The organism is Acinetobacter calcoaceticus DSM 30006 = CIP 81.8, assembly GCF_000368965.1.
GTDB classification, from domain to species: domain Bacteria; phylum Pseudomonadota; class Gammaproteobacteria; order Pseudomonadales; family Moraxellaceae; genus Acinetobacter; species Acinetobacter calcoaceticus.
This window is the reverse complement of the sequence record NZ_KB849780.1, coordinates 1169512-1187438: the sequence shown is the minus strand read 5'-3', so window position 1 is coordinate 1187438 and position 17927 is coordinate 1169512. Positions and strand designations below refer to the sequence as shown.

The 17927-nt window shown below is 35.3% G+C and carries 26 protein-coding genes; 10 read left to right on the top strand and 16 right to left on the bottom strand.

Features of this window, described 5'->3' with window-relative positions:
* Positions 1-18: 18 nt before the first annotated feature.
* On the bottom strand, positions 19-900 hold the full coding sequence (locus tag F936_RS10565) for a LysR family transcriptional regulator (RefSeq protein WP_003651681.1): 882 nt from the start codon (positions 898-900) through the stop codon (positions 19-21).
* 192 nt (positions 901-1092) lie between these two features.
* Here F936_RS10565 and F936_RS10560 point away from each other — a divergent pair, with 192 nt between their 5' ends.
* Complete coding sequence (locus F936_RS10560) at positions 1093-1494, top strand: J517_1871 family lipoprotein (RefSeq protein WP_005047331.1); 402 nt, start codon at positions 1093-1095, stop codon at positions 1492-1494.
* An 836-nt stretch (positions 1495-2330) separates the two neighbouring features.
* Positions 2331-2906, top strand: a complete 576-nt coding sequence (locus tag F936_RS10555) for a recombinase family protein (RefSeq protein WP_004642761.1) — start codon at positions 2331-2333, stop codon at positions 2904-2906.
* Positions 2907-2944: 38 nt separating this feature from the next.
* On the opposite strand, the gene F936_RS10550 is transcribed toward F936_RS10555, so the two are convergent.
* Positions 2945-3985, bottom strand: coding sequence for an AraC family transcriptional regulator (locus tag F936_RS10550; RefSeq protein ID WP_005047329.1), 1041 nt, complete (start codon positions 3983-3985; stop codon positions 2945-2947).
* A gap of 338 nt (positions 3986-4323) precedes the next feature.
* Positions 4324-4713, bottom strand: coding sequence for a YybH family protein (locus F936_RS10545; RefSeq protein ID WP_005047328.1), 390 nt, complete (start codon positions 4711-4713; stop codon positions 4324-4326).
* Between the two features lie 262 nt (positions 4714-4975).
* Here F936_RS10545 and F936_RS10540 point away from each other — a divergent pair, with 262 nt between their 5' ends.
* On the top strand, positions 4976-5938 hold the full coding sequence (locus tag F936_RS10540) for a GlxA family transcriptional regulator (RefSeq protein ID WP_005047327.1): 963 nt from the start codon (positions 4976-4978) through the stop codon (positions 5936-5938).
* A gap of 551 nt (positions 5939-6489) precedes the next feature.
* Here the strand turns inward: F936_RS10540 and F936_RS10535 are convergent.
* The 12 genes from F936_RS10535 to F936_RS10485 all read right to left on the bottom strand — a co-directional run bounded on the left by F936_RS10535 (position 6490) and on the right by F936_RS10485 (position 14157).
* Positions 6490-7620, bottom strand: coding sequence for a phage integrase Arm DNA-binding domain-containing protein (locus F936_RS10535; RefSeq protein WP_005047322.1), 1131 nt, complete (start codon positions 7618-7620; stop codon positions 6490-6492).
* Between the two features lies 1 nt (position 7621).
* Positions 7622-7828 (bottom strand): hypothetical protein, encoded by a 207-nt coding sequence (locus F936_RS10530; RefSeq protein ID WP_005047321.1) that lies wholly within the window; start codon positions 7826-7828, stop codon positions 7622-7624.
* A gap of 9 nt (positions 7829-7837) precedes the next feature.
* Positions 7838-7981, bottom strand: coding sequence for a hypothetical protein (locus tag F936_RS19335; RefSeq protein WP_005047320.1), 144 nt, complete (start codon positions 7979-7981; stop codon positions 7838-7840).
* 2 nt (positions 7982-7983) lie between these two features.
* A complete protein-coding gene (locus tag F936_RS10525) occupies positions 7984-8934 on the bottom strand; it encodes a hypothetical protein (RefSeq protein ID WP_005047318.1) in 951 nt (316 codons plus the stop codon).
* Positions 8931-10001 carry an ATP-binding protein gene (locus tag F936_RS10520; protein WP_005047317.1) on the bottom strand — a complete coding sequence of 357 codons (1071 nt, stop codon included), beginning with the start codon at positions 9999-10001 and terminating at the stop codon, positions 8931-8933. Before F936_RS10520 ends, F936_RS10525 begins: the two co-directional genes overlap by 4 nt.
* Before the next feature lie 12 nt (positions 10002-10013).
* Positions 10014-10343, bottom strand: a complete 330-nt coding sequence (locus F936_RS10515) for a hypothetical protein (RefSeq protein WP_005047316.1) — start codon at positions 10341-10343, stop codon at positions 10014-10016.
* Between the two features lie 2 nt (positions 10344-10345).
* Positions 10346-10534, bottom strand: a complete 189-nt coding sequence (locus F936_RS10510; protein ID WP_005047314.1) for a hypothetical protein — start codon at positions 10532-10534, stop codon at positions 10346-10348.
* Between the two features lie 215 nt (positions 10535-10749).
* Positions 10750-11661 (bottom strand): hypothetical protein, encoded by a 912-nt coding sequence (locus F936_RS10505; protein ID WP_026055639.1) that lies wholly within the window; start codon positions 11659-11661, stop codon positions 10750-10752.
* A gap of 11 nt (positions 11662-11672) precedes the next feature.
* The gene (locus F936_RS10500) at positions 11673-12602 is read right to left on the bottom strand and encodes a hypothetical protein (protein ID WP_005047312.1); all 930 of its coding nucleotides are present in this window, start codon (positions 12600-12602) and stop codon (positions 11673-11675) included.
* A gap of 63 nt (positions 12603-12665) precedes the next feature.
* Positions 12666-12881, bottom strand: coding sequence for a KTSC domain-containing protein (locus tag F936_RS10495; protein WP_005047311.1), 216 nt, complete (start codon positions 12879-12881; stop codon positions 12666-12668).
* A gap of 76 nt (positions 12882-12957) precedes the next feature.
* The gene (locus tag F936_RS10490; RefSeq protein WP_005047310.1) at positions 12958-13257 is read right to left on the bottom strand and encodes a hypothetical protein; all 300 of its coding nucleotides are present in this window, start codon (positions 13255-13257) and stop codon (positions 12958-12960) included.
* A 111-nt stretch (positions 13258-13368) separates the two neighbouring features.
* A complete protein-coding gene (locus F936_RS10485) occupies positions 13369-14157 on the bottom strand; it encodes a LexA family transcriptional regulator (RefSeq protein ID WP_005047308.1) in 789 nt (262 codons plus the stop codon).
* A 126-nt stretch (positions 14158-14283) separates the two neighbouring features.
* Between F936_RS10485 and F936_RS19540 the strand changes: the two genes are divergently transcribed.
* From F936_RS19540 to F936_RS10470, 3 genes are read left to right on the top strand one after another with little or no spacing between them, the layout of a single operon-like run.
* Entirely contained in the window at positions 14284-14505 is a 222-nt protein-coding gene (locus tag F936_RS19540; RefSeq protein WP_005047306.1) for a hypothetical protein, read from the top strand.
* An 8-nt stretch (positions 14506-14513) separates the two neighbouring features.
* On the top strand, positions 14514-14870 hold the full coding sequence (locus tag F936_RS10475; protein WP_005047304.1) for a hypothetical protein: 357 nt from the start codon (positions 14514-14516) through the stop codon (positions 14868-14870).
* A 60-nt stretch (positions 14871-14930) separates the two neighbouring features.
* On the top strand, positions 14931-15218 hold the full coding sequence (locus F936_RS10470; RefSeq protein ID WP_005047303.1) for a hypothetical protein: 288 nt from the start codon (positions 14931-14933) through the stop codon (positions 15216-15218).
* Between the two features lie 8 nt (positions 15219-15226).
* Here F936_RS10470 and F936_RS19330 read toward each other — a convergent pair whose 3' ends face one another.
* Entirely contained in the window at positions 15227-15403 is a 177-nt protein-coding gene (locus F936_RS19330) for a hypothetical protein (RefSeq protein WP_005047301.1), read from the bottom strand.
* 153 nt (positions 15404-15556) lie between these two features.
* On the opposite strand from F936_RS19330, the gene F936_RS10465 reads away from it, so the two are divergent.
* The 4 genes from F936_RS10465 to F936_RS10450 all read left to right on the top strand — a co-directional run bounded on the left by F936_RS10465 (position 15557) and on the right by F936_RS10450 (position 17897).
* On the top strand, positions 15557-15961 hold the full coding sequence (locus F936_RS10465) for an HNH endonuclease (RefSeq protein WP_005047300.1): 405 nt from the start codon (positions 15557-15559) through the stop codon (positions 15959-15961).
* Positions 15958-16920, top strand: coding sequence for a helix-turn-helix domain-containing protein (locus F936_RS10460; RefSeq protein ID WP_005047299.1), 963 nt, complete (start codon positions 15958-15960; stop codon positions 16918-16920). The genes F936_RS10465 and F936_RS10460 overlap by 4 nt, the downstream gene beginning before the upstream one ends.
* Before the next feature lie 66 nt (positions 16921-16986).
* On the top strand, positions 16987-17391 hold the full coding sequence (locus tag F936_RS10455; protein WP_005047298.1) for a DUF559 domain-containing protein: 405 nt from the start codon (positions 16987-16989) through the stop codon (positions 17389-17391).
* Positions 17388-17897, top strand: a complete 510-nt coding sequence (locus tag F936_RS10450) for a P-loop NTPase family protein (RefSeq protein WP_005047297.1) — start codon at positions 17388-17390, stop codon at positions 17895-17897. Before F936_RS10455 ends, F936_RS10450 begins: the two co-directional genes overlap by 4 nt.
* Positions 17898-17927 lie beyond the last annotated feature (30 nt).

The following is a 17927-nucleotide window of genomic DNA, read 5'->3' as shown; positions in this document are numbered from 1 at the left end:
AATACAGTATTTAATTTTTTAAAATTTATATTGAAGCAATGCTTCAATAAATTGAGCTGAAATATTTGAAATTTCAAAGTTCTTTTTATAGACAATTCCAACTGTTTTATGAATAGCTTCGTCTTGTAGCTCAATTAATACATTGTGTTCTTTATCAATGTGAGACGCAAAATGTCTTGGAATTGCACTTACCCCAATTCCATAAGCAACAAAACTCGAAAGTGAAGAAATTTGGTGACATTCAACCTTTAAATCGAGAGTTATATTATTTCGTAAACAATTTTGCTCAACCAAATAACGAACAATCGAAGGTTTTTGCAAAGTGACAAATGGGTTAGAACAAAGCTGTTGCCAAGTAATTGATGAGGCTTGGGCAAGGGGATGAGTCTTTGGCAACAGAGCTAAAAAATCTTCTTCAAAAAGCGGTTTAAACTCTAAACCTTCAGTGAGATCTGGCTCAAAACATAGGCCAAGCTCAAAAATACCATCCTGTACTTTTTCAATGATGGTTTCATTAGGAATATCATGAATTGAAAAGTTAAGGTTTGGGTGGAGACTCAAAAACTCATGAATGACTTGAGGCAAAATTGCATGAGTCACAAATGGCATAGAGGCAATACTTAAGGTTCCACGATTAAGCTTAAACCTTTGTTTAACATCATTTTCCATTTCATCCCAATTGGCAATTAATTTTTTTGCATAGGGAATAAGTGATTTACCTTCCTGAGTAAGTTCAACACGCCGAGTATTACGATTAAATAGTTTCCCGCCTAATTCTTCTTCTAGACTTTTGATAGTGAGGCTTAAAGCGGACTGGCTAAGATGTAAATCTAAAGAGGCATTGGCATAGTTAAGCGTACGAGCAAGGGCCAAAAAAGCTTTTAGTTGTTTAAGCGTCATTTCGTTCCTTTAGATTACAGTTCCAGCCTAGTGCTGTAATTTATACGAAAATTTGTCTAATAAGATGTTTTTTGACAAAAATTTAAGAAAAAGAAAGTGAAGAACAATAGGCTGAACTACTTAAGTTACCTTCGGGTGGTTTTCCATTTTCTGATCTGGTAAATTTTACTCATAACTAAAATGGATAATTTAATGAAAAAGATATTTGCATTGAGCTTGTTTTTTTTATTAAGCGGATGTGTAACTCCAGCCACTCAAATGATTAATAATAAATTTAGAGAAGTACAACCTTCAATACCTTCAGTGTCAGGTATATGGACGATTTCGATCAGCCCTGGCATATCGACAATAAAAATTGATTCAGATGGCAATGGAATACTTTGTGACGATACTAATGGGTATGTTGTATTCAACAAAGTTAAGTATGCAAATAATATGATTTACATTCAAAATGGTATGACTCTAGAAGTGAAGCTCCTAAACAAAGATATACTTGAAGCTAGAACAACTATAAGTGCCTCTAATTTGAATATGCTTTACAAAGCTGATAATGACTTAAGAGCAGCTTCTCTGAAGTGCGCCAAAGAATTATAGATATCTACTTTCATAAATCCGCTTAGTGCGGTTTTTTATTGCCTAGAAGGAAAGTAAAATTGGCACAAGAATCCGGTCGTCTGGTCATTGTTGTTGATTCGCAAGATGTATTGGCATTAAGAGATTTAAAAGGTGGTTAAGTTTTACAAAACAGCTTTTGTAATAAATTGTGATTGATTCTTAATAATTAAGGTTTTGATAGTATTTTCATGTACCATTACGAGATTAAAAAAATTAAAATCTCTAAGGTAAAATGAAATGAATAAAATTACCCTAATTTTGCTAGTCGCTCTTCTCTTTTGTATTTTCGCTAACTATGAAAGTTTCAACTTATTAAAATTTTATGAAACTGCAGGTGGTGAAATTAACAAAACGCTTCCTAAAGACTAATCCACCTAATAGAAAATGGCATAAAGACAGAGGTGCTTGCTGAAATTTGGAAAATGATAATTCAAATTTTTATCTGGGATTACCCATATTCTTAATTATGAAAATCAAAAATTGATACATCCGATTGCGATTTATTGCAAATTAAAGGAAACAATTACCTAATCGGATGTATTCATTAAGATTAACTTAAATTTTTATCAGAATTATAATTTACAGAACCAATTGTTGAAAAGAAATCTACTAATATAAAATTTTTATAAATAATTTATTTAAAAAAACTGTCTCAGGGTGTTAAGTGATTGTCTCATATTGTCAATAATTTTATTTCGATAAACAATAAAATATGATGAAATCTAATAAACTTATATTTATATAATTAATGGTTTTTTAATTAGATATATGTGCATTGATTTTGATGATTGGTGGTATATTATTGGGTTTGTAAAATGCGTACATATGCTTATATTAGAGTTGATCCATATGATAATATTGATAAAGTAAACTATATATCAATATTTAAGGATTATGGGTACAATATTCAAAAAAATAGATTAGTAGTAGAAGAGGTGCTAGTAAGTAAATCAATCTGTTATAGAAACATTTTTATGAATTTAATAAACTATTCTTTAGAGCAAGAAGATAGTTTGGTAATAAAAAGTTTAGATTGTTTAGGTAATAGCTTTGATGAAATTTATAATACTCTTAAGGAAATAGATGAAAAAAGAATAAAATTAATATGTTTAGATTATTCAAAAAGTGAAATTAATGGTGAATTAAAAGTTTTTTTCATCCATTTTTTGAGTATGTGTAAAGAATTTGAGAAAAAATTTAGCCTTTCAAATAATATAGATATAAAAAATACTAAAAAAGTTGGACGTCCGGAAATTTTAAATGAAAAACAGAAAGCTAAAGTAATAGAAATGTATAAAAAGGGACATACAGTATACGGTTTAGCTAAAAATTTTTCAGTTACTCGCACTGTGATACAAAGAATATTGGATAAAACTAAAGGGGTTGATTAAAGTTTTAATATTTTAAGTAAAAATATTGTGATTATTTTCTAGGATTTTATAAATCTCATTACTCTAAGTTCTGTTGGTGTTAGGTTATACCAGCGTTTTATAGCTCGACTTAAAGCAGATTGCTCAGGAAAACCTAATAAACTTGTTAACTGATAAAAAGGAATAGTTGTTTGTGTTATATAATAAATGGCTAAATCCTTTCTTAAATTATCTTTTATTTCTTCGAAAGTTGTATTTTCATCTTTAAGCCTTCTTTGTAAAGTTCTAGGATGTATCGCTAAAAGATTAGAAATATTAATTTTACTTGTTTGAGAGGTACCTAGATTTAATCTCAAAGTTTTTTTAACGCGATCACTGAAACTATCATTTCGCATGCTAAAATTTCTTAATATATAATCTTCAACAATCTGTCTAAGTAATGGATTCGATCCATTAGGCTCTAATAATAAGAAGTCTTTACTTATATGTAGGGATGCTCGTTCTTGATTAAAATAAATAGGGACGTTAAAAACTTTCTGATACATACTCAATGAGGCTGATTTACCATAAGGAAAAGAGACTGCTTTAAGACCATAATCTTTCCCAAATAAGCATTTTGCATGCTGATGTATTGTACCAATACATAGATCCATAGATTGCCTTGGAGGAGGACCGTTGTAACTCGCTTCAAAAACCACCTCAAAGGCATTGTGTACTAGAGGACTTTGATCATTGTATGATAATGAAAAACCTTGACCATATAGATATAGAAAATGTGCTGCATAATCTATTGCTTTTCTCATGGAGGATGCATTTTGTAACATTATACTCAGTATTCCTAAAATACTAATATCCTGATGTGTTGATATTCTTAACCCTAAATCAGGGCAATTTGTTAAAGATGCGCTAGCTTCTAATAATTGAATTACAGTTTGTTGTGATATTAATATTTCATCATTTTCAAGTAAGTCGATAGTAAGCTTATATTGATCTAACAATGAATAGGGATCAATCATAAGCTCCCGCATTGCTGATATATAACCTTTTAAACTATTTGCTCGTATCTTCATCAAATTAGTCTGAGTCAGGCAATTATTCATCTGCTTTTCCTCATAAATTAGCAATGTATATTCGACAGAAGCTATCGACCTTGTTCCTAGTGATTTATGAAAATTAAATATTTATTAATTCAAATCTACATTTAACGCATGAAATATAATATTTTTTAAAAAGGTAATTAAGCCAAAATATGCTCATTTCACGCCAAATATTGAAATTGTTGTTTCTTACTCAATATTATTTAGGCTTTATTACTTTTATTTTGATTTCAATGCTCTAGATCTTTTATTGTTTTTGCAAGTTTAGTGTCGCTAAAAAAAAAGTGGTAAAGCTATTGATAGGTCCAATGTTTACCACCATTGATTTTTAAGTCAGAAAGCTATTCGTCTGAAGTACCCCATGGATTATCAATTAAAAATCGCCAATAACCATCGGTCCCTTTACGAAGTACATCAACTGCTCTTCCACTAAAATCAATATCTTCATTATTCGAGGTTTTTCCTTTGATTCTCCAATCAACAATAAGCATGGCAATATCTCCGGTGATATATACTTGCTTTACTTCTTCCTCAATAGGTAGGCCTAGTTTCAGGAAGCTAGCATTTACGTCAAACCTTTCTTTACCTGTTACAAAATGTCCTTGTTTGTCTATAATAATTGCATCGGGTTCATACATTGAATCTACTCGATTTGGGTCTCCTGAATTAAAAGCCTCTATAAACTTTAAAGGATGTTCATGAGGAGTTTTTGATAAGTGACTATTTTTCATTTAATTAATACCTTATGTTTGACCTTGATATACTTATTCTAATTAAATCATCACACGTTCAATTTTGACGTATGCTAATTTAATAAGTACAAGTCTAAGAAGGCATTTTGAACTTATTTATACACGTCTCAATTGACACTACAATTGTTGGTTTTCATCCTTGAAAGTATCAGGTAGTGTCAGTTATAGGATTAATTTACATCTTCTAAAAATAGCATTTAGGCCAAAAATGAGCCATTTCCCGCCAAGATAGGTGCAATTGATGTTACAACGCAATATACACTTCATCATTTTTCCAGAAGTTAATTTGCTAGATCTTAGTGGGCCTTTGCAAGTATTTAGTACGGCTAATGAGTTGATGGAACAAAGAGGGGATCCGCCACTTTACAATCTACATGTGGTTGCTTCACAACCTGGAATAGTAAAAACATCAACAGCATTACCACTATTGGCAGAGCCATTACCTAATGAAGATGTATTAACAGACACACTCATTGCAATTGGGGGAGCTGGTATCTATTCTGCAGTGAACGATAGATTGTTGACGGAATGGTTAAAAAATCGTTCTAAATATTCAAGAAGAGTTGCCGCAGTTTGTAGTGGTGCATTTCTTCTGGCTGCATGTGGGATACTTGATGGACGTCGTGCTGTAACACATTGGAGTGTATGTGGCGAGTTTGCCCAAAAATACCCTCTGGTCATTGTCGAAAATAATCCAATTTTTATTCAAGATGGTTCAGTTTGGACATCTGCTGGGGTAAGTGCTGGTATTGATTTAGCATTAGCATTGATTAGCGATGATTTGGGATATAAGTTGGCACTTGAGGTAGCACGTACTTTGGTTGTGTTTCTCAAAAGACCAGGAGGACAGGCGCAATTCAGTACTACATTATTTTTTCAAAATGAAACCGAACGATTTTCTGAATTGTATGCTTGGATAACTGATAACTTAACTGCCGATTTATCTGTAAATGCTTTAGCCACATATAGCTGCATGAGTGAACGAAGCTTTGTACGTCACTTTTTAAAAGATACAGGAATTACACCCGCGAAAGCAGTTCAACAATTGCGTCTTGAAGCTGCTCGACGTATGTTAGTTGATACTGATCTTCCTATAAAACGTATTGCAGAGAGATGTGGATTTAATGCTGAAGCGACTTTACGTCGTCGTTTTTTAGAACATTATGGAAATTACCCAAACGAATATCGTCGATATTTTACTTAAAAAATATCGTTAGGATACCATACGTATAAGTGCAAATTGATCGACTTTAACATCAAAAAGTGATAGTGCATTTCTAGTCGAAATTTCATAGTTTGAGTACATAATCTTGTCTTCCTTAACTTATTTTTTTCAAAATCAATAATTTTATTAATTTGTAATTCTAATCAAACATCAGTACAAAAATAACTGCAATAGTTGTAATGTTTACGTTGCTATTTACATGAAAATTACAACATCTTAAAAAGAAATCTTTATAGAAAACTTCAAAACAGATGTTGTCATTTATGTCAGTAAAATGATTATTAGATTTAACCGTTTTGCAGAAATTTTGCAGGACATGGAAATAGATTTAATAAACTTAAAATTAATCAAATAGATATGGAATTTCTAAAATATTTATTCTTTAGGGAGAAATTATATATAGCATTTATTTTAAAGCTATTGATTTTAAAGAATTTTATTATATTTTTTATTTTAATTATTATAGAACTTTTCGAACATATAGAATTATTAGAAAACAATAACTTAAGAAAGGGTTTTGCAGCCCAATCTTATGTCATTTCGGCAAATGGTAATTTAATACCTACGTCCACATCATTCCATATAATTTCATGACCAGCTTCATAATGTTCAGTCATTTTCTTGCTAGTATGTCCAGCTAATGCCTGAGCAGATTTACCCGCTTTTTTATGCAAGAAAATAGCTAGAGCTCTAATTTCATGAAAGGTCGGTAATTGTCTACCTGTTAAGTTGGGATATGCATTTGACTTCTTAACTGCTTTTAAAAAGTTTGAAGATAAATACTGATTATCAATTTGGGTCCAGTGTTCTTTCTCATATTTTCGCTTTTTGCCTTGTTTAATTGGTACGCGGTGAATAATAAAAGGACTAACCACATTATCTTTACAACGATTTAAAACTTGTTGAAGTTCATTATCAATTTTAATTCTCACATAACCGGCACCTTCAGAAATCTCAAACTCATCTTCTGGGTTATCAGTGGTTTTCTCCTGAGCAACGTGCAAATAACCATCAACAATATCAGTCCACTTCATTTTCAGGATATCGACTCGTCTCTGTGTGGTTAACAAGGCCAAATCAATCGCATTTTGAAGCCATGCAGGAGAGTGCTTACGAACAAGTTCCAAGCCTTCTAACGTATGTCTTCTTCGTTGGCGCTTTGAATGTTTAGGCATCGTGGCTTCAATAGGATTATCTGGACATAATCCTTTGCTGACAGCCACATTAAACAGATCAATTAAAACCCCACGACATCCATTGCTGGATGATGCCGTCATATCGTCTAGAAGTTGATTGGCCATAAACAGAGTGATCTGGTCTATTCGTAAATCACCCCATTTAAGTTTGCATCGTTCCAGATAAGATCTATAACTTTCAATTGTTGTGCTGGCTACTGGTTTACCATCTTTACGTCGTTTATTTGCTAAGTACTCATTTGCAAATTCACCAAAAAACACTCCACCCATAACTTTACCAATCAGATCATCTGACGGGATGAGTAATTCATTAAGTTTCCGTGCTGCTATGATCGCTTTTGATTTATCAGAACCCATTGAATGAAACTTACCAGTTACCGGATGTCGATAGCGCCATGCACTACCTTCACCACGATAAAGGTTAGCTGGTAAGTCTTTGTTCTTTGTATTACGAGGCCTTGCCATTTCAACCTCTTAAAACGCGGTCAACAAGTTCATTACCGGTACGTTTTCGGTAAATCTCCCAGTCTATGTACCAGATCCTGCCGATTTGTTCAGCCGGTAATTCACCACGCCGGCAACTACGAGTAATGGTTTGAGGGGCTGGAGGGGTTGCATCTTTGCCGCCATAAACCCGTTTAATAAACTCAGATACTTTGATTAGACAAGCCATAGGTCTTCCTTACTTTCTCCAAGTCGCTTCTTTAAATTTCGCCTCATCCACCAAGTTGTCGATTTGAGACGGGTTCACATTGTCGTAGTAATGATTCATCAGGTTGCCGAACACAATGAGTGTTCGGGCAGTAGAGGAGTAACGGAAGCTCATTGTTAATCCTCCAGTAAATAATCTGGTTCGTTGGAAGCGGCATTTTCTAATTCAAAGCGACGCTTTTTAACAGCTCCCATGAGCTTTGGTTGAATTAGTGGATCTCTTCCTGAAACATCAATTTCCAAAGCATCTAAAGTGGTAAGGTCGGATGCGGTCTGGATTTGAACCAACAACGACGGTGGCTCACTATCTATAGGCTTTACTTCTGCAAGTTCGGTTAAACGTTTATGCGTAGCTTGAAGTAAAGGTTCCATTTGCTTATCAGTCCACGCACGTGTATAGCGATAAACAGCGTTTACTTCTGCAGGTGTCTTTGACTCACTGACTCGTTGTAGAAGGGTATCTAAGGTTTTTTGATAATCATCTTCGATACTATCGTTTCTTTGCTCTGCTTCAGGTAATGTCTTTTTTTCAACATCATTTGATGTTGAACTTTGGCTATTCAACTGCTCAGCTTCTTGCTGCTCTAAAGCTTCAACAATACGTACTAAATTTGATTTCTTTAGTTTTGCATCTGCTTTCATGAATGAAGTGAAATCCGCTTCTTTAAATATGATTTCACATTCAAGTCCTAAAGCTTTTTGAAAAGCTTTCATTTGTAATTCTGCATTTGCAGCATCACGTTGAACAAAACCATTCTTAACGGCACTAACGAGTTCTTCGTAATTAGGAATGAAAGCACCTTTAACAATACTTCCAGTATTACTTACGACAAAGATTTCTTGGCCTTGCTGTAGTTCATCTAAAGCGTAAGGCTTAGTAAAGGTGAATCCAGCTAATTGAACAGTTTCAACTTTAATGCAGAATTCATAACCTGATTTAGCAAAAATTGTGGCAGGGAATTGATCCAATTCTGCGAAATCCAGAATGTCTCCGATAGGACGGCATAAGACAGTTTTTCCAACTTGTAAGGCTGTAAATGCTTCAGCTGCACTAATTAAATTATTCATGTTGTCCATCCTTCCATATCTGATTTAGCAGTGCATACATTAAGTATGTTTTGCTCGTATTTAGTGCCTTTGAAATAATTTACAGAGTAGTCCAGATCATTAGGTGACTGAGCTGCCTCTATGTGCTTAAGCGCTATTTGATAGTCACTTTCTAAGGTCTTTTCTTGCTGCTCAATGAGTTGTTTTTCATTGGCTTGCTGAGCCTGTAGATTTTGTTGAATGATTTTCTTAATGCCTTCACATGTCTCTTCAAACACTTGTTGTTTCACATCATGAAGGCTATTGAGACTCCGCTTTTTGCAGAACTTTTCAATATCGATACCAGCTTGCAGCATTAAATGCTCAAGTTCTAAATATTGATTGCCATTGATACATGCATTAGCAGAACCTGAAAGGAGCCACTGTTTTAATAAAACTCCGTCATTTTCACCAAGTTGTCTTGGATCTAAAAACAAACGTGAACGGTCTTTAGTAGCCACAGCAATATTGTCATGAGTTAAATCAAGTACAGTGGTAAATTCATATTCAATGCCATCACGCTGTTCTGCCTTCATTCCAACTTTTTCAACTTTCTTTTTGCCGTTGTCGTTGGTTTGAATCGTTTCCATTTTTGAGCGCATGGTTACAATGATATTTATGCTTGACTGCAACATTGCATCAATGAATTTTCGATGGCGTGGAGTTACCTGACTCCATGCGCCCCAAGAATTACCTTTGAATGTGGTAGAAGCTAATTGATCAACAATTTCTAAGCATCCACCTACGCCAGACCATTCATGTGTAATGCTGTCTAAAATTAAAGTGTCGAAGTTAGCCTTTTCAGCAGCTTTAATAACTTCAATAAACTTTTCAGGTGTGTAAGGAGGTTGAATATTTGCATGCTCAAACTCAACTAAATCTTCATATAGTTCAGCGCTACTATTTTCCGTATCAGCGACAGCAATACGCCCGCCAATACCCTTAGCTAAAATCAAAGCCGTAAATGTTTTACCTGAACCAGTTGGACCCGCTATTGCTAAGCGTAGTTTTGCGTTTTTACGTTCTGCTTTTTTAAAGAAAACTGACATATTCATAATCTCCTATCGGCTGCCCGTAAAGCCGCGCTTCTTCTTGTAAGCTTTGCGGTCATATGAAGGGATGTTGCTAAGTTCTAGAGCAGTTGCTAATGCTTTTTTGCGCTGAAAGCTAATCTCATTCATTAAGGCTGTATAAACCTTAGGGCGCTTAGCCTTAAACTCTTCAACATTTAAAGGTGTCTTTACTTTACCTTTTACGGTGTAAAGCACACTGCCGTTTGCATTAGCTGCATAAACAGTCCAGTCGATACGTACAGAGTAAAGACCCGTTAAGCGGTCATGGCCGATATAGGCTTTAATACCATCTGGATGTGGTTTGAATTGAGCATTCATGATCAGCCTCCCATCATCCAAGCTGCTGCAGTTACAGCAATGACCCAAAGGATGAATGAAAGGGCAATAAACTTAATGAAATCGATGACATTCGCTTTAATGGTAGCTAAACGAGAAGGGCGCTGTTCTTCAACAGTTGGGTGTTGATACAGGCGTGAAGTTGTTTGACTAGGAATAGGATTTTGTTTCATACTTATCTCGCAAAGTTTGCAAAGCACATCGAAAGGTCAGAGAGTCGGTGTGCTTTTTTGTTGCCTTGATGAATAAAATATACCTATTAGGTAAAATAAAGTAAATACCTGTTAGGTAAAATTATAAAAATTAATTTTTACTCTTTTGGTAAATTAATGTTCAATAAGCAAAAGAAAACCCACCGTGGTGGTGGGTTGGATACAAGGGGTAAAATTTATACTTCTTCTAAATTATGCTGATTATCAATTCCAGACCAATCTATTAATTCCTCAGAAACTTTATTAATGGATTGTTCTTCAATGAGGTCAATTCCTTCGGAACGCAAGCCCCATTTAAAGTTTCCTATAATATCTTGCCGTTTAGCCTTTTCTGATCTACTCATAAGATCCAAGTTGTAGTCATCTGGTGATAACATAAAAAGTCTAAAATCACTATTATTTTTAGTATATTTTTTAACGGTTCTTAAGTTTTCTAATGCCTTTAAACAGTTGATTTCTATAGTTTCGGGTGTGGCATAAACAGTAGAAAAGAGATCTCCAATTTTATTATTTTTTTCAATATTAATCGCTACAGGTAGTCTTCTATAACCAATTGAAGGATCGCCTACTAATACAGTTTCATTTTCGGTAAAAATTTCTTTATAAATTTCGCCTATTTTTTGCTTAATATAACTTTTAACTTCCGAATGAAATTTAACAGTCTTAATGGTATGAAATTGTTTTTTATACTTGCTTCTATTTGAATGAGGTAGTGATAGAGGTGCAGCTCGTTCTAGAAGCTCATCAAGAAGATTATTAATAGATTCTCCTTGAATTAACCCACGTTTTTCTAAGATAAGTTGAGAAGAAAAAGAAGATTCATAATTACTGTGAAGAAAGTCTTCAAACAGCTCAATACATGATTTTATATACCCGACAATTTCACTACCATAAGCACATTCAACTCTAGAAAAGTCTTCAATAAATTTTGTATGAACTATTCCATCAAAATTAATTAGTACACCTATAGCTAATTGCTCATTTGTAACCAAATCTGGTGTAAATCTAACTTGTGACCATGAAGCTTGAATAAGCTCTTCAGTATTTTGATTTTGTACAAATTTTTCTTCAAATTTTTTAAAATTCATAATGTTACCCATTAAGCAACATTGCTATGCGTTGCAGAAAGCCATATGTCGCATTTTGCTTCAATATTTCCAACTTGTACAGCATTCTGGGCAAGTGTGTCTTGCAATATATTGCTTACATTTTGTATAGGATTTGGTGGAATGCCTACATTAATTTTCTCATCTCCCAGGAAATCATTTATTAATTGATAAATCTCTTCTTTAACAGAATTAAATGCAGCTGAATGCTCATTTTTTGCTTTTTCTAATTCATCCAATAAACTTTCTTTCCAAAATAAACCACTGAATCTCTGTTTTAGAATATTCATATACATTTTTTGAAAATTTCCATTTATCAATGCACTTCTCATAATGTCCCATGGTGACCAATTGTCACCATAAAGAATTCCTCCATGGTCTATCAATGTGAAAGTTCTATTTGGAAGTTCCAATAGATTGCCAAGATTACGGTCATCATTTGCTAGCCAGTCATCACACATAATTAGATGAGGAAGTTTTTCCCATTTTTTTAGTGACTCTATAATATGTGCGGTCAAATAATCTTTTATTTCAGGCGTTTGAGCTTGGTCTAGCTCTAGTCTTCTATTAATACCATTTGTATTGGTACATACCCATGCATACGTTACACCTCTATATCTATCGACTTCCGATACTTGAGACCATATTTCAGGAGTAGATTCTTCAGATATATTAAATGCAAGAAAGCCAGCTAATTCTGGTTGTGGTAGTCCTAAACCACTTATTAAAAGGTACCCAATAGCCTCATTTAATAAGGCTCGTTTTTTATTTTCACTATAGAACTTTACGTAGGACTCTCGATTAATTCCATCTGACCATGTAAGTTCGGCTACATGAGTCATAAGTCCCATACAACCGTCAACAGCTGGTCTAAGGTATTTTCTATAATTGCCAAATGGTAAATATTGTAAAATCTGACTCATTCTTATCCCTCTAGAATTAATTCCCGAACCGTTCTAAAGTGCCGTGTCGGGTCACGGTTTCAATTACACAAAAAGCTGAATTCGCTTAAGTTCTTTATTGGCTTCGAGATGGCTTCTATAAAATTTATCTTTATCTTTTGAATCAATAAATTCTTTGAATGTATTTGCTTCAAGTAGTCTGTAAATAAACCTTTCACCTGTTCTGAGCACTACCGTCAATAAAAAATGTTGGTAAAAAACATGGCTGATATTACGGGAATTAACTTCGATTTTTTTCATATTTTGATTCCCTTTCTAAAAATAATGTGTCGGGTTCACAGTTTTTTAATTCCCTCGATTTCGAGGTTTTTTGATTTTAAGTACTATACTTCTCCAAAAACTCATCAATCCATTCTTGAGCTACTTCAAGATTGGTTATATCACCTAACTTTAGATTAGTTTCTTCTGCTTCATTAAAGCCTTCAATAATGGCTTCAAAAATATTGGCTTCGTTAATAACCTCGCGTGCCATTTCCGCAGCGTCATAGCTCTGCTTGGCTTTTTTAAGAGAGGCAATTTGTTTATCAATTCCTGCACCAATTTTGCCTAATGCTAGTTTAAATTCTTGACGATTAATCGTTAGTGTAGTTTTGGATTTATTAAGTGTAGCGATCATCGGTTTTCCTTGAAATTTAAAACTTAAATAATCGATTATAAGTTATTACGACACAAATTATTGACATGTTGATTTTCTTGAAATTTAGAGTCGAAAAATCCTTCAATCATTTTAGTAGCCATTGGGGTGATCATGCTTGTGTTGACTAGGTGGCACAATGTCTGTGATAGCTGTAATGCTTTCAACCTCATCCATATTAAATGTGAGACGTTCACCACCATTCACTGCTATTAAGCTTAATACATCGTTTTGTATACCAATAAACTCTTTAATTGTGCATCGTCCGTCTTTAAGGCAAACCTGAACAAATTCCATAGGTACCAGCTCTGCATCGGGATCACATACTACATACCAACCATTGCGGATAGCAGGGAACATGGAGTCACCAGTTCCTTTGATACCATATGCTTTTTCACCAGCTGCGTGAGTAGGTATATAACCATCCCCACCATTTCCTTCATAGCCCATATCCGTGAAATAGCCATCCATCCCCATTTTTGAATAGGCCTTAACAGGAACATATCTTTTTTGACGTGGGAATGACTTAAGTGGGGTCTCTACAAACTTAATAGCGTCTTCATTATCGGGAATATTGTATTTTTTCTTAAATGCTTCTATATCAAATTTTTTAAATGCAACAACATCCACATTTTTTTGAGTGGTTAAGTTAGACAAGTCAGACTGATCAAGATAACCACGCGGTTTACTAAATGCATCTTCAATTTTTATAGCTGTGTCATCCCCAATATTTTTGGTCGGGTTTTTACCTAAATACTGACTCAGCAAGCTATATGACATATCAATCTTCTCAGCAAACTCTTTACGTTTGAGACCGGATTCTTCCATTAGTCTCTTTGCATTAAGAAATCTAATTTCATGAATTGTCTTTAGTTCAGCCATTACAAGAACACCTATAAGTCATATTTCAAAAATACCCTACAGGTAGAAAAAATAAATACCCTGATAGGTTGAATAATATTTACCTAGAGGGTATATTTATATTTAATTTACCCTTTAGGTGTATCCATGGTAACTCTTTATGATTTCTGGCGTGGTCTTGATAAAGATCAACGCATCCAATTTTGTGAAACCACAAAAATTTCTTATAGATATATGGAGTCTCATCTTATCCATGGTCGAAAAAAACCAAGCATGGAAACCATTCAAAAAATGGTAGATGCAAGCAACAAGAAACTAACCCACAAAAGCATATTTGACTTTTTTCTTAGAAAGACTAGTGCAGTCTAGGAGTCACCATGAGCAAAGTATGTGAAAACCTGAGCGCAAGGTCTAGAAATTCAATTGCTCTTGTATTGCAGCGCCTTGCATCTACAAGCAATAAAGATTTAGCAAGTGATTTAGGACTAGATCCAACCGCCTTATCAAGAATCAAAAATGAAAAGAAAAGCAATGACTTAACTGAAATTGAAAACTGTTGCACATTGTTGGATTTACTTGGGCTAAAAATCATTCCAGAAAACTATGAGTGTTATGACAAGCAGTTTGTGGATTCAATTTTTTATCTTGCTCGGCTTTCTATGAATAGGGCATCGGAAGTAAATGATTTCCAACATGCTTCTATAGCTCCACGCTTAGAAGAATTTGGATATTAAAAAACCACTACCTGCGCGAACAGGAGTGGTTTCAATTCACAAATTTAGGAACCCATGAATATGCAAACTAATTTAGCAGAACAACCAATCGAACTCAACTCACAAGAATTTGTAGTAGGTGACATGGTGGTTATTCAAAACCACATTATAGGGCCGCTTGGTAGCGATAGTATTTTCTGCATCATAGAAATAAAAAGTGACTTTCTTGGTGATCATGTCTCTATGACTGACATCAACGGAAAAGTTTGGACATCTGGAGTGAGGTATATACGTCATGCCACCGTTGCAGAAAACCAATTAAAGCGTCGATTAAATGCAGAAGAATTAGCGCGGGCGGAGGTGTCATGAGTAGTTATTTAACCATTTCGAACTTCAATGCCCTGAATATCTGCGTCAGTTTTCTTAATAAGCGTAATCAACTTATCTACAGAATCTGGATGAACTTTGATAATGACTTCAACGTAATTGGTTTGTTTATTTTTAAGTTCTTTGCACGTCTTAGAATCTTGATGTTGTTCAGTATCTTTATTCATTTTTGTTCATTCTTTTTATATCAATCCTTTTACCAATTTATACCTCTCAATTGGGCATTGCAAATATTGAAATGGCGGGAGCAGAAATATGAGTAAGTTCGTACCCAATTCTTTTCATGTTGTAATTAAAGCTCATTTTATAGGAGCTAAAACATGAAAGAAGATTTTGTAATTTGCCAATATTGCGAAGAAGAGTACGCAGTCGATTATTACAGCAAAATTAACCCTGAGGTTATTTTATGCAACTTATGCGCAAACATGATTTTAGAAGTTGTTCACAAGGCGCAATATGGCCGAGATCTTTTTGGGCGGAAAACTGAAAAACACTCACAAAAATATATGAAAAAGAAAATCGGTATGAAACTTCGCCTTGAGGTTTACGAACGAGACGGGTTTAAGTGCGTTACGTGTGGCGTTCAGAAGAATTTAACACTTGATCATATTAAACCAGAGATTTTAGGCGGTGGCTCGTCAATAGAAAACCTCCAAACAATGTGTAAGTCATGCAATTCATCGAAAGGTACCAAATACGATGAACCAGACGAGGAGGATAAATGAGTCTAGATGCCACTAATTGGGCTTGGAAAGTTCATATCCCGACAAAGAAAGGCGGTTCATTACCTGCCTTAAAACTGGTTGTTTTGCTATCTATGGCTGATCGCGCAAGTGAGGATCATACCTGTTATCCAAGCGCTAAACGCTTAGCCGCAGACTGCAAAATTGACAGAAAAACTGTAATGAAGATACTTGCCGAGCTCTCCGATGATGGATTAATTACTGATACTGGAGAGCGCAAAGGTCAGACAAAACAGGTGGTCGTTTACCGCTTGAACGGTGTAGTTGGTCGTGAAGATACAGTCCCAACAATGGGACCGTTAGAAGGTGAAAATTTAGATGGAAAGAGTACCAACGTTGGAACAGTCCCAACAGTGGAACAGTTCCAACAATTTCATGAAAGAGTCCCAACAATTCCGGTAAAGGGTCCCAACGTTGGGACACGGAATCTTTTAAAGAATCTATCAGAAGAATCTAAAAATAAAAAAACATGGTTGAGTTTGAAAAAACTTGGTGAAGAAATTCGCTTGGCAACTGATCAGGAAACTTACGAGCAGATCAAAAACGCGACTTGGTTTGATCGGGAGCTTCGAGCATTTGAACTCTACAACGCAGAGAAGAATCTTTGTGATGAGCTCATGCATTACCACTTTGCAGATTGGTTAATCAACGCATGTGGAAAATACCAAGCACGTGAACAGACAGGTTTCCGGAATTCAGGGTCGTCAGTACGAGGCGCGCCGAGCGCTCAAGAAAAACTCAGCGACAAACAGGTTCATACCTTCGCTCAAAAACTCTCACAACATCCTGAGTTCGCAAGTCAGTTTGCAGCTGCAGGGGAAAGCTACGATCAACTTGCAGCGCGTATCGCCGTGAAACTCAGTGATCCAGCTCAGGCCAAACAATGGGAACCGTATCTCAAGCAAGTTGGCTTCAAAGGCTCATTGCAGGGGGCAGCATGACAGACCTCTACCATGTCAACGTAGCGCTCTTACATAGTGAGATCTACGCTTTTGAAAGGGGTTTGGATGTCTAGCATGAGTTTAGCTGAATACCGTGAATTATTTCCAGTGAAGACAAAGAAACGTCGTTCAGCAAAGCAAACACGGGAACCAAGTGAAGGTGAGGCGGTACTGGCCACGCACTTGAGAGCATGCAAGATCAGTTTTGAGCAGGAATATAAATTCCATCCGAAACGTAAATGGAGAGCCGATTTTCTAATTAACGGTACAAAGATTTTGGTAGAGGTTGAGGGCGGGATTTGGATGGCAGGCGGTGGCCGTCACACAAGAGGCAAAGGTTATATCGGGGATATGGAGAAATATAACTCGGCGGCAATGATGGGTTTTACAGTTTTACGGTTCAGTACAGAGCAAGTGAAGTCAGGTTTAGCGGTTCAGCAGATAGAGAAAATGGTTGGGGGAAATGAATGACACTAATGATCGATAAGAAGCATGTAATGCACTCAGTGGATTGGTCTCGGTTCGATTTGGAAGGTTGGTTATATCAGTTCGGTGCATGGCTAGATCAAAAGAGTTTTACCGGTATCCCTTCAGGCGCATATAGCAACCCAATTGCATCAGCGATGGTACAAGTTGAAAAGCAGCGCCATTTAAAACGATTAGGTAAGAAGAAACAAAGAGAAATCATCGCCAATTACTTTGTGAGTGAATCAGATCCATTCCGTAAAACTAAATCTAAAGCCCAGTGCCAGATTGATGACAATGAAGCCCGTGCAGTACAGCGTTTAATTTTAGATTTAATGGGGCAGAGTGAAGTTATGGATGAATGGATGGATGCGATTATTGATCGTTACTTCCGTGGTCAGTCATGGCCTGAGATGGCCAATGAAGATCGTACTCAAAATGATGCCAGACAAGACGTTAAGTGCGGTTTGGCAGCGTTGCATTGTCGATATGGGTTTATAGTGTATCTTTAGATAAAATATTATCTTAGTAAGGTGTCTGGA

What these genes read in the sequence shown, in the direction of transcription:
- F936_RS10455 (WP_005047298.1), top strand. Translation starts at nt 16,987, where the DNA reads ATGTCTAGCATGAGTTTAGCTGAATACCGTGAATTATTTCCAGTGAAG.
- F936_RS10530 (WP_005047321.1), bottom strand. Translation starts at nt 7,828, where the DNA reads ATGGCTTGTCTAATCAAAGTATCTGAGTTTATTAAACGGGTTTATGGC.
- F936_RS19335 (WP_005047320.1), bottom strand. Translation starts at nt 7,981, where the DNA reads ATGAGCTTCCGTTACTCCTCTACTGCCCGAACACTCATTGTGTTCGGC.
- F936_RS10555 (WP_004642761.1), top strand. Translation starts at nt 2,331, where the DNA reads ATGCGTACATATGCTTATATTAGAGTTGATCCATATGATAATATTGAT.
- F936_RS10520 (WP_005047317.1), bottom strand. Translation starts at nt 10,001, where the DNA reads ATGTCAGTTTTCTTTAAAAAAGCAGAACGTAAAAACGCAAAACTACGC.
- F936_RS10450 (WP_005047297.1), top strand. Translation starts at nt 17,388, where the DNA reads ATGACACTAATGATCGATAAGAAGCATGTAATGCACTCAGTGGATTGG.
- F936_RS10525 (WP_005047318.1), bottom strand. Translation starts at nt 8,934, where the DNA reads ATGAATAATTTAATTAGTGCAGCTGAAGCATTTACAGCCTTACAAGTT.
- F936_RS10550 (WP_005047329.1), bottom strand. Translation starts at nt 3,985, where the DNA reads ATGAATAATTGCCTGACTCAGACTAATTTGATGAAGATACGAGCAAAT.
- F936_RS10510 (WP_005047314.1), bottom strand. Translation starts at nt 10,534, where the DNA reads ATGAAACAAAATCCTATTCCTAGTCAAACAACTTCACGCCTGTATCAA.
- F936_RS19540 (WP_005047306.1), top strand. Translation starts at nt 14,284, where the DNA reads ATGGTAACTCTTTATGATTTCTGGCGTGGTCTTGATAAAGATCAACGC.
- F936_RS10460 (WP_005047299.1), top strand. Translation starts at nt 15,958, where the DNA reads ATGAGTCTAGATGCCACTAATTGGGCTTGGAAAGTTCATATCCCGACA.
- F936_RS10495 (WP_005047311.1), bottom strand. Translation starts at nt 12,881, where the DNA reads ATGAAAAAAATCGAAGTTAATTCCCGTAATATCAGCCATGTTTTTTAC.
- F936_RS10500 (WP_005047312.1), bottom strand. Translation starts at nt 12,602, where the DNA reads ATGAGTCAGATTTTACAATATTTACCATTTGGCAATTATAGAAAATAC.
- F936_RS10540 (WP_005047327.1), top strand. Translation starts at nt 4,976, where the DNA reads ATGTTACAACGCAATATACACTTCATCATTTTTCCAGAAGTTAATTTG.
- F936_RS19330 (WP_005047301.1), bottom strand. Translation starts at nt 15,403, where the DNA reads ATGAATAAAGATACTGAACAACATCAAGATTCTAAGACGTGCAAAGAA.
- F936_RS10505 (WP_026055639.1), bottom strand. Translation starts at nt 11,661, where the DNA reads ATGAATTTTAAAAAATTTGAAGAAAAATTTGTACAAAATCAAAATACT.
- F936_RS10475 (WP_005047304.1), top strand. Translation starts at nt 14,514, where the DNA reads ATGAGCAAAGTATGTGAAAACCTGAGCGCAAGGTCTAGAAATTCAATT.
- F936_RS10465 (WP_005047300.1), top strand. Translation starts at nt 15,557, where the DNA reads ATGAAAGAAGATTTTGTAATTTGCCAATATTGCGAAGAAGAGTACGCA.
- F936_RS10485 (WP_005047308.1), bottom strand. Translation starts at nt 14,157, where the DNA reads ATGGCTGAACTAAAGACAATTCATGAAATTAGATTTCTTAATGCAAAG.
- F936_RS10515 (WP_005047316.1), bottom strand. Translation starts at nt 10,343, where the DNA reads ATGAATGCTCAATTCAAACCACATCCAGATGGTATTAAAGCCTATATC.
- F936_RS10565 (WP_003651681.1), bottom strand. Translation starts at nt 900, where the DNA reads ATGACGCTTAAACAACTAAAAGCTTTTTTGGCCCTTGCTCGTACGCTT.
- F936_RS10560 (WP_005047331.1), top strand. Translation starts at nt 1,093, where the DNA reads ATGAAAAAGATATTTGCATTGAGCTTGTTTTTTTTATTAAGCGGATGT.
- F936_RS10490 (WP_005047310.1), bottom strand. Translation starts at nt 13,257, where the DNA reads ATGATCGCTACACTTAATAAATCCAAAACTACACTAACGATTAATCGT.
- F936_RS10470 (WP_005047303.1), top strand. Translation starts at nt 14,931, where the DNA reads ATGCAAACTAATTTAGCAGAACAACCAATCGAACTCAACTCACAAGAA.
- F936_RS10535 (WP_005047322.1), bottom strand. Translation starts at nt 7,620, where the DNA reads ATGGCAAGGCCTCGTAATACAAAGAACAAAGACTTACCAGCTAACCTT.
- F936_RS10545 (WP_005047328.1), bottom strand. Translation starts at nt 4,713, where the DNA reads ATGAAAAATAGTCACTTATCAAAAACTCCTCATGAACATCCTTTAAAG.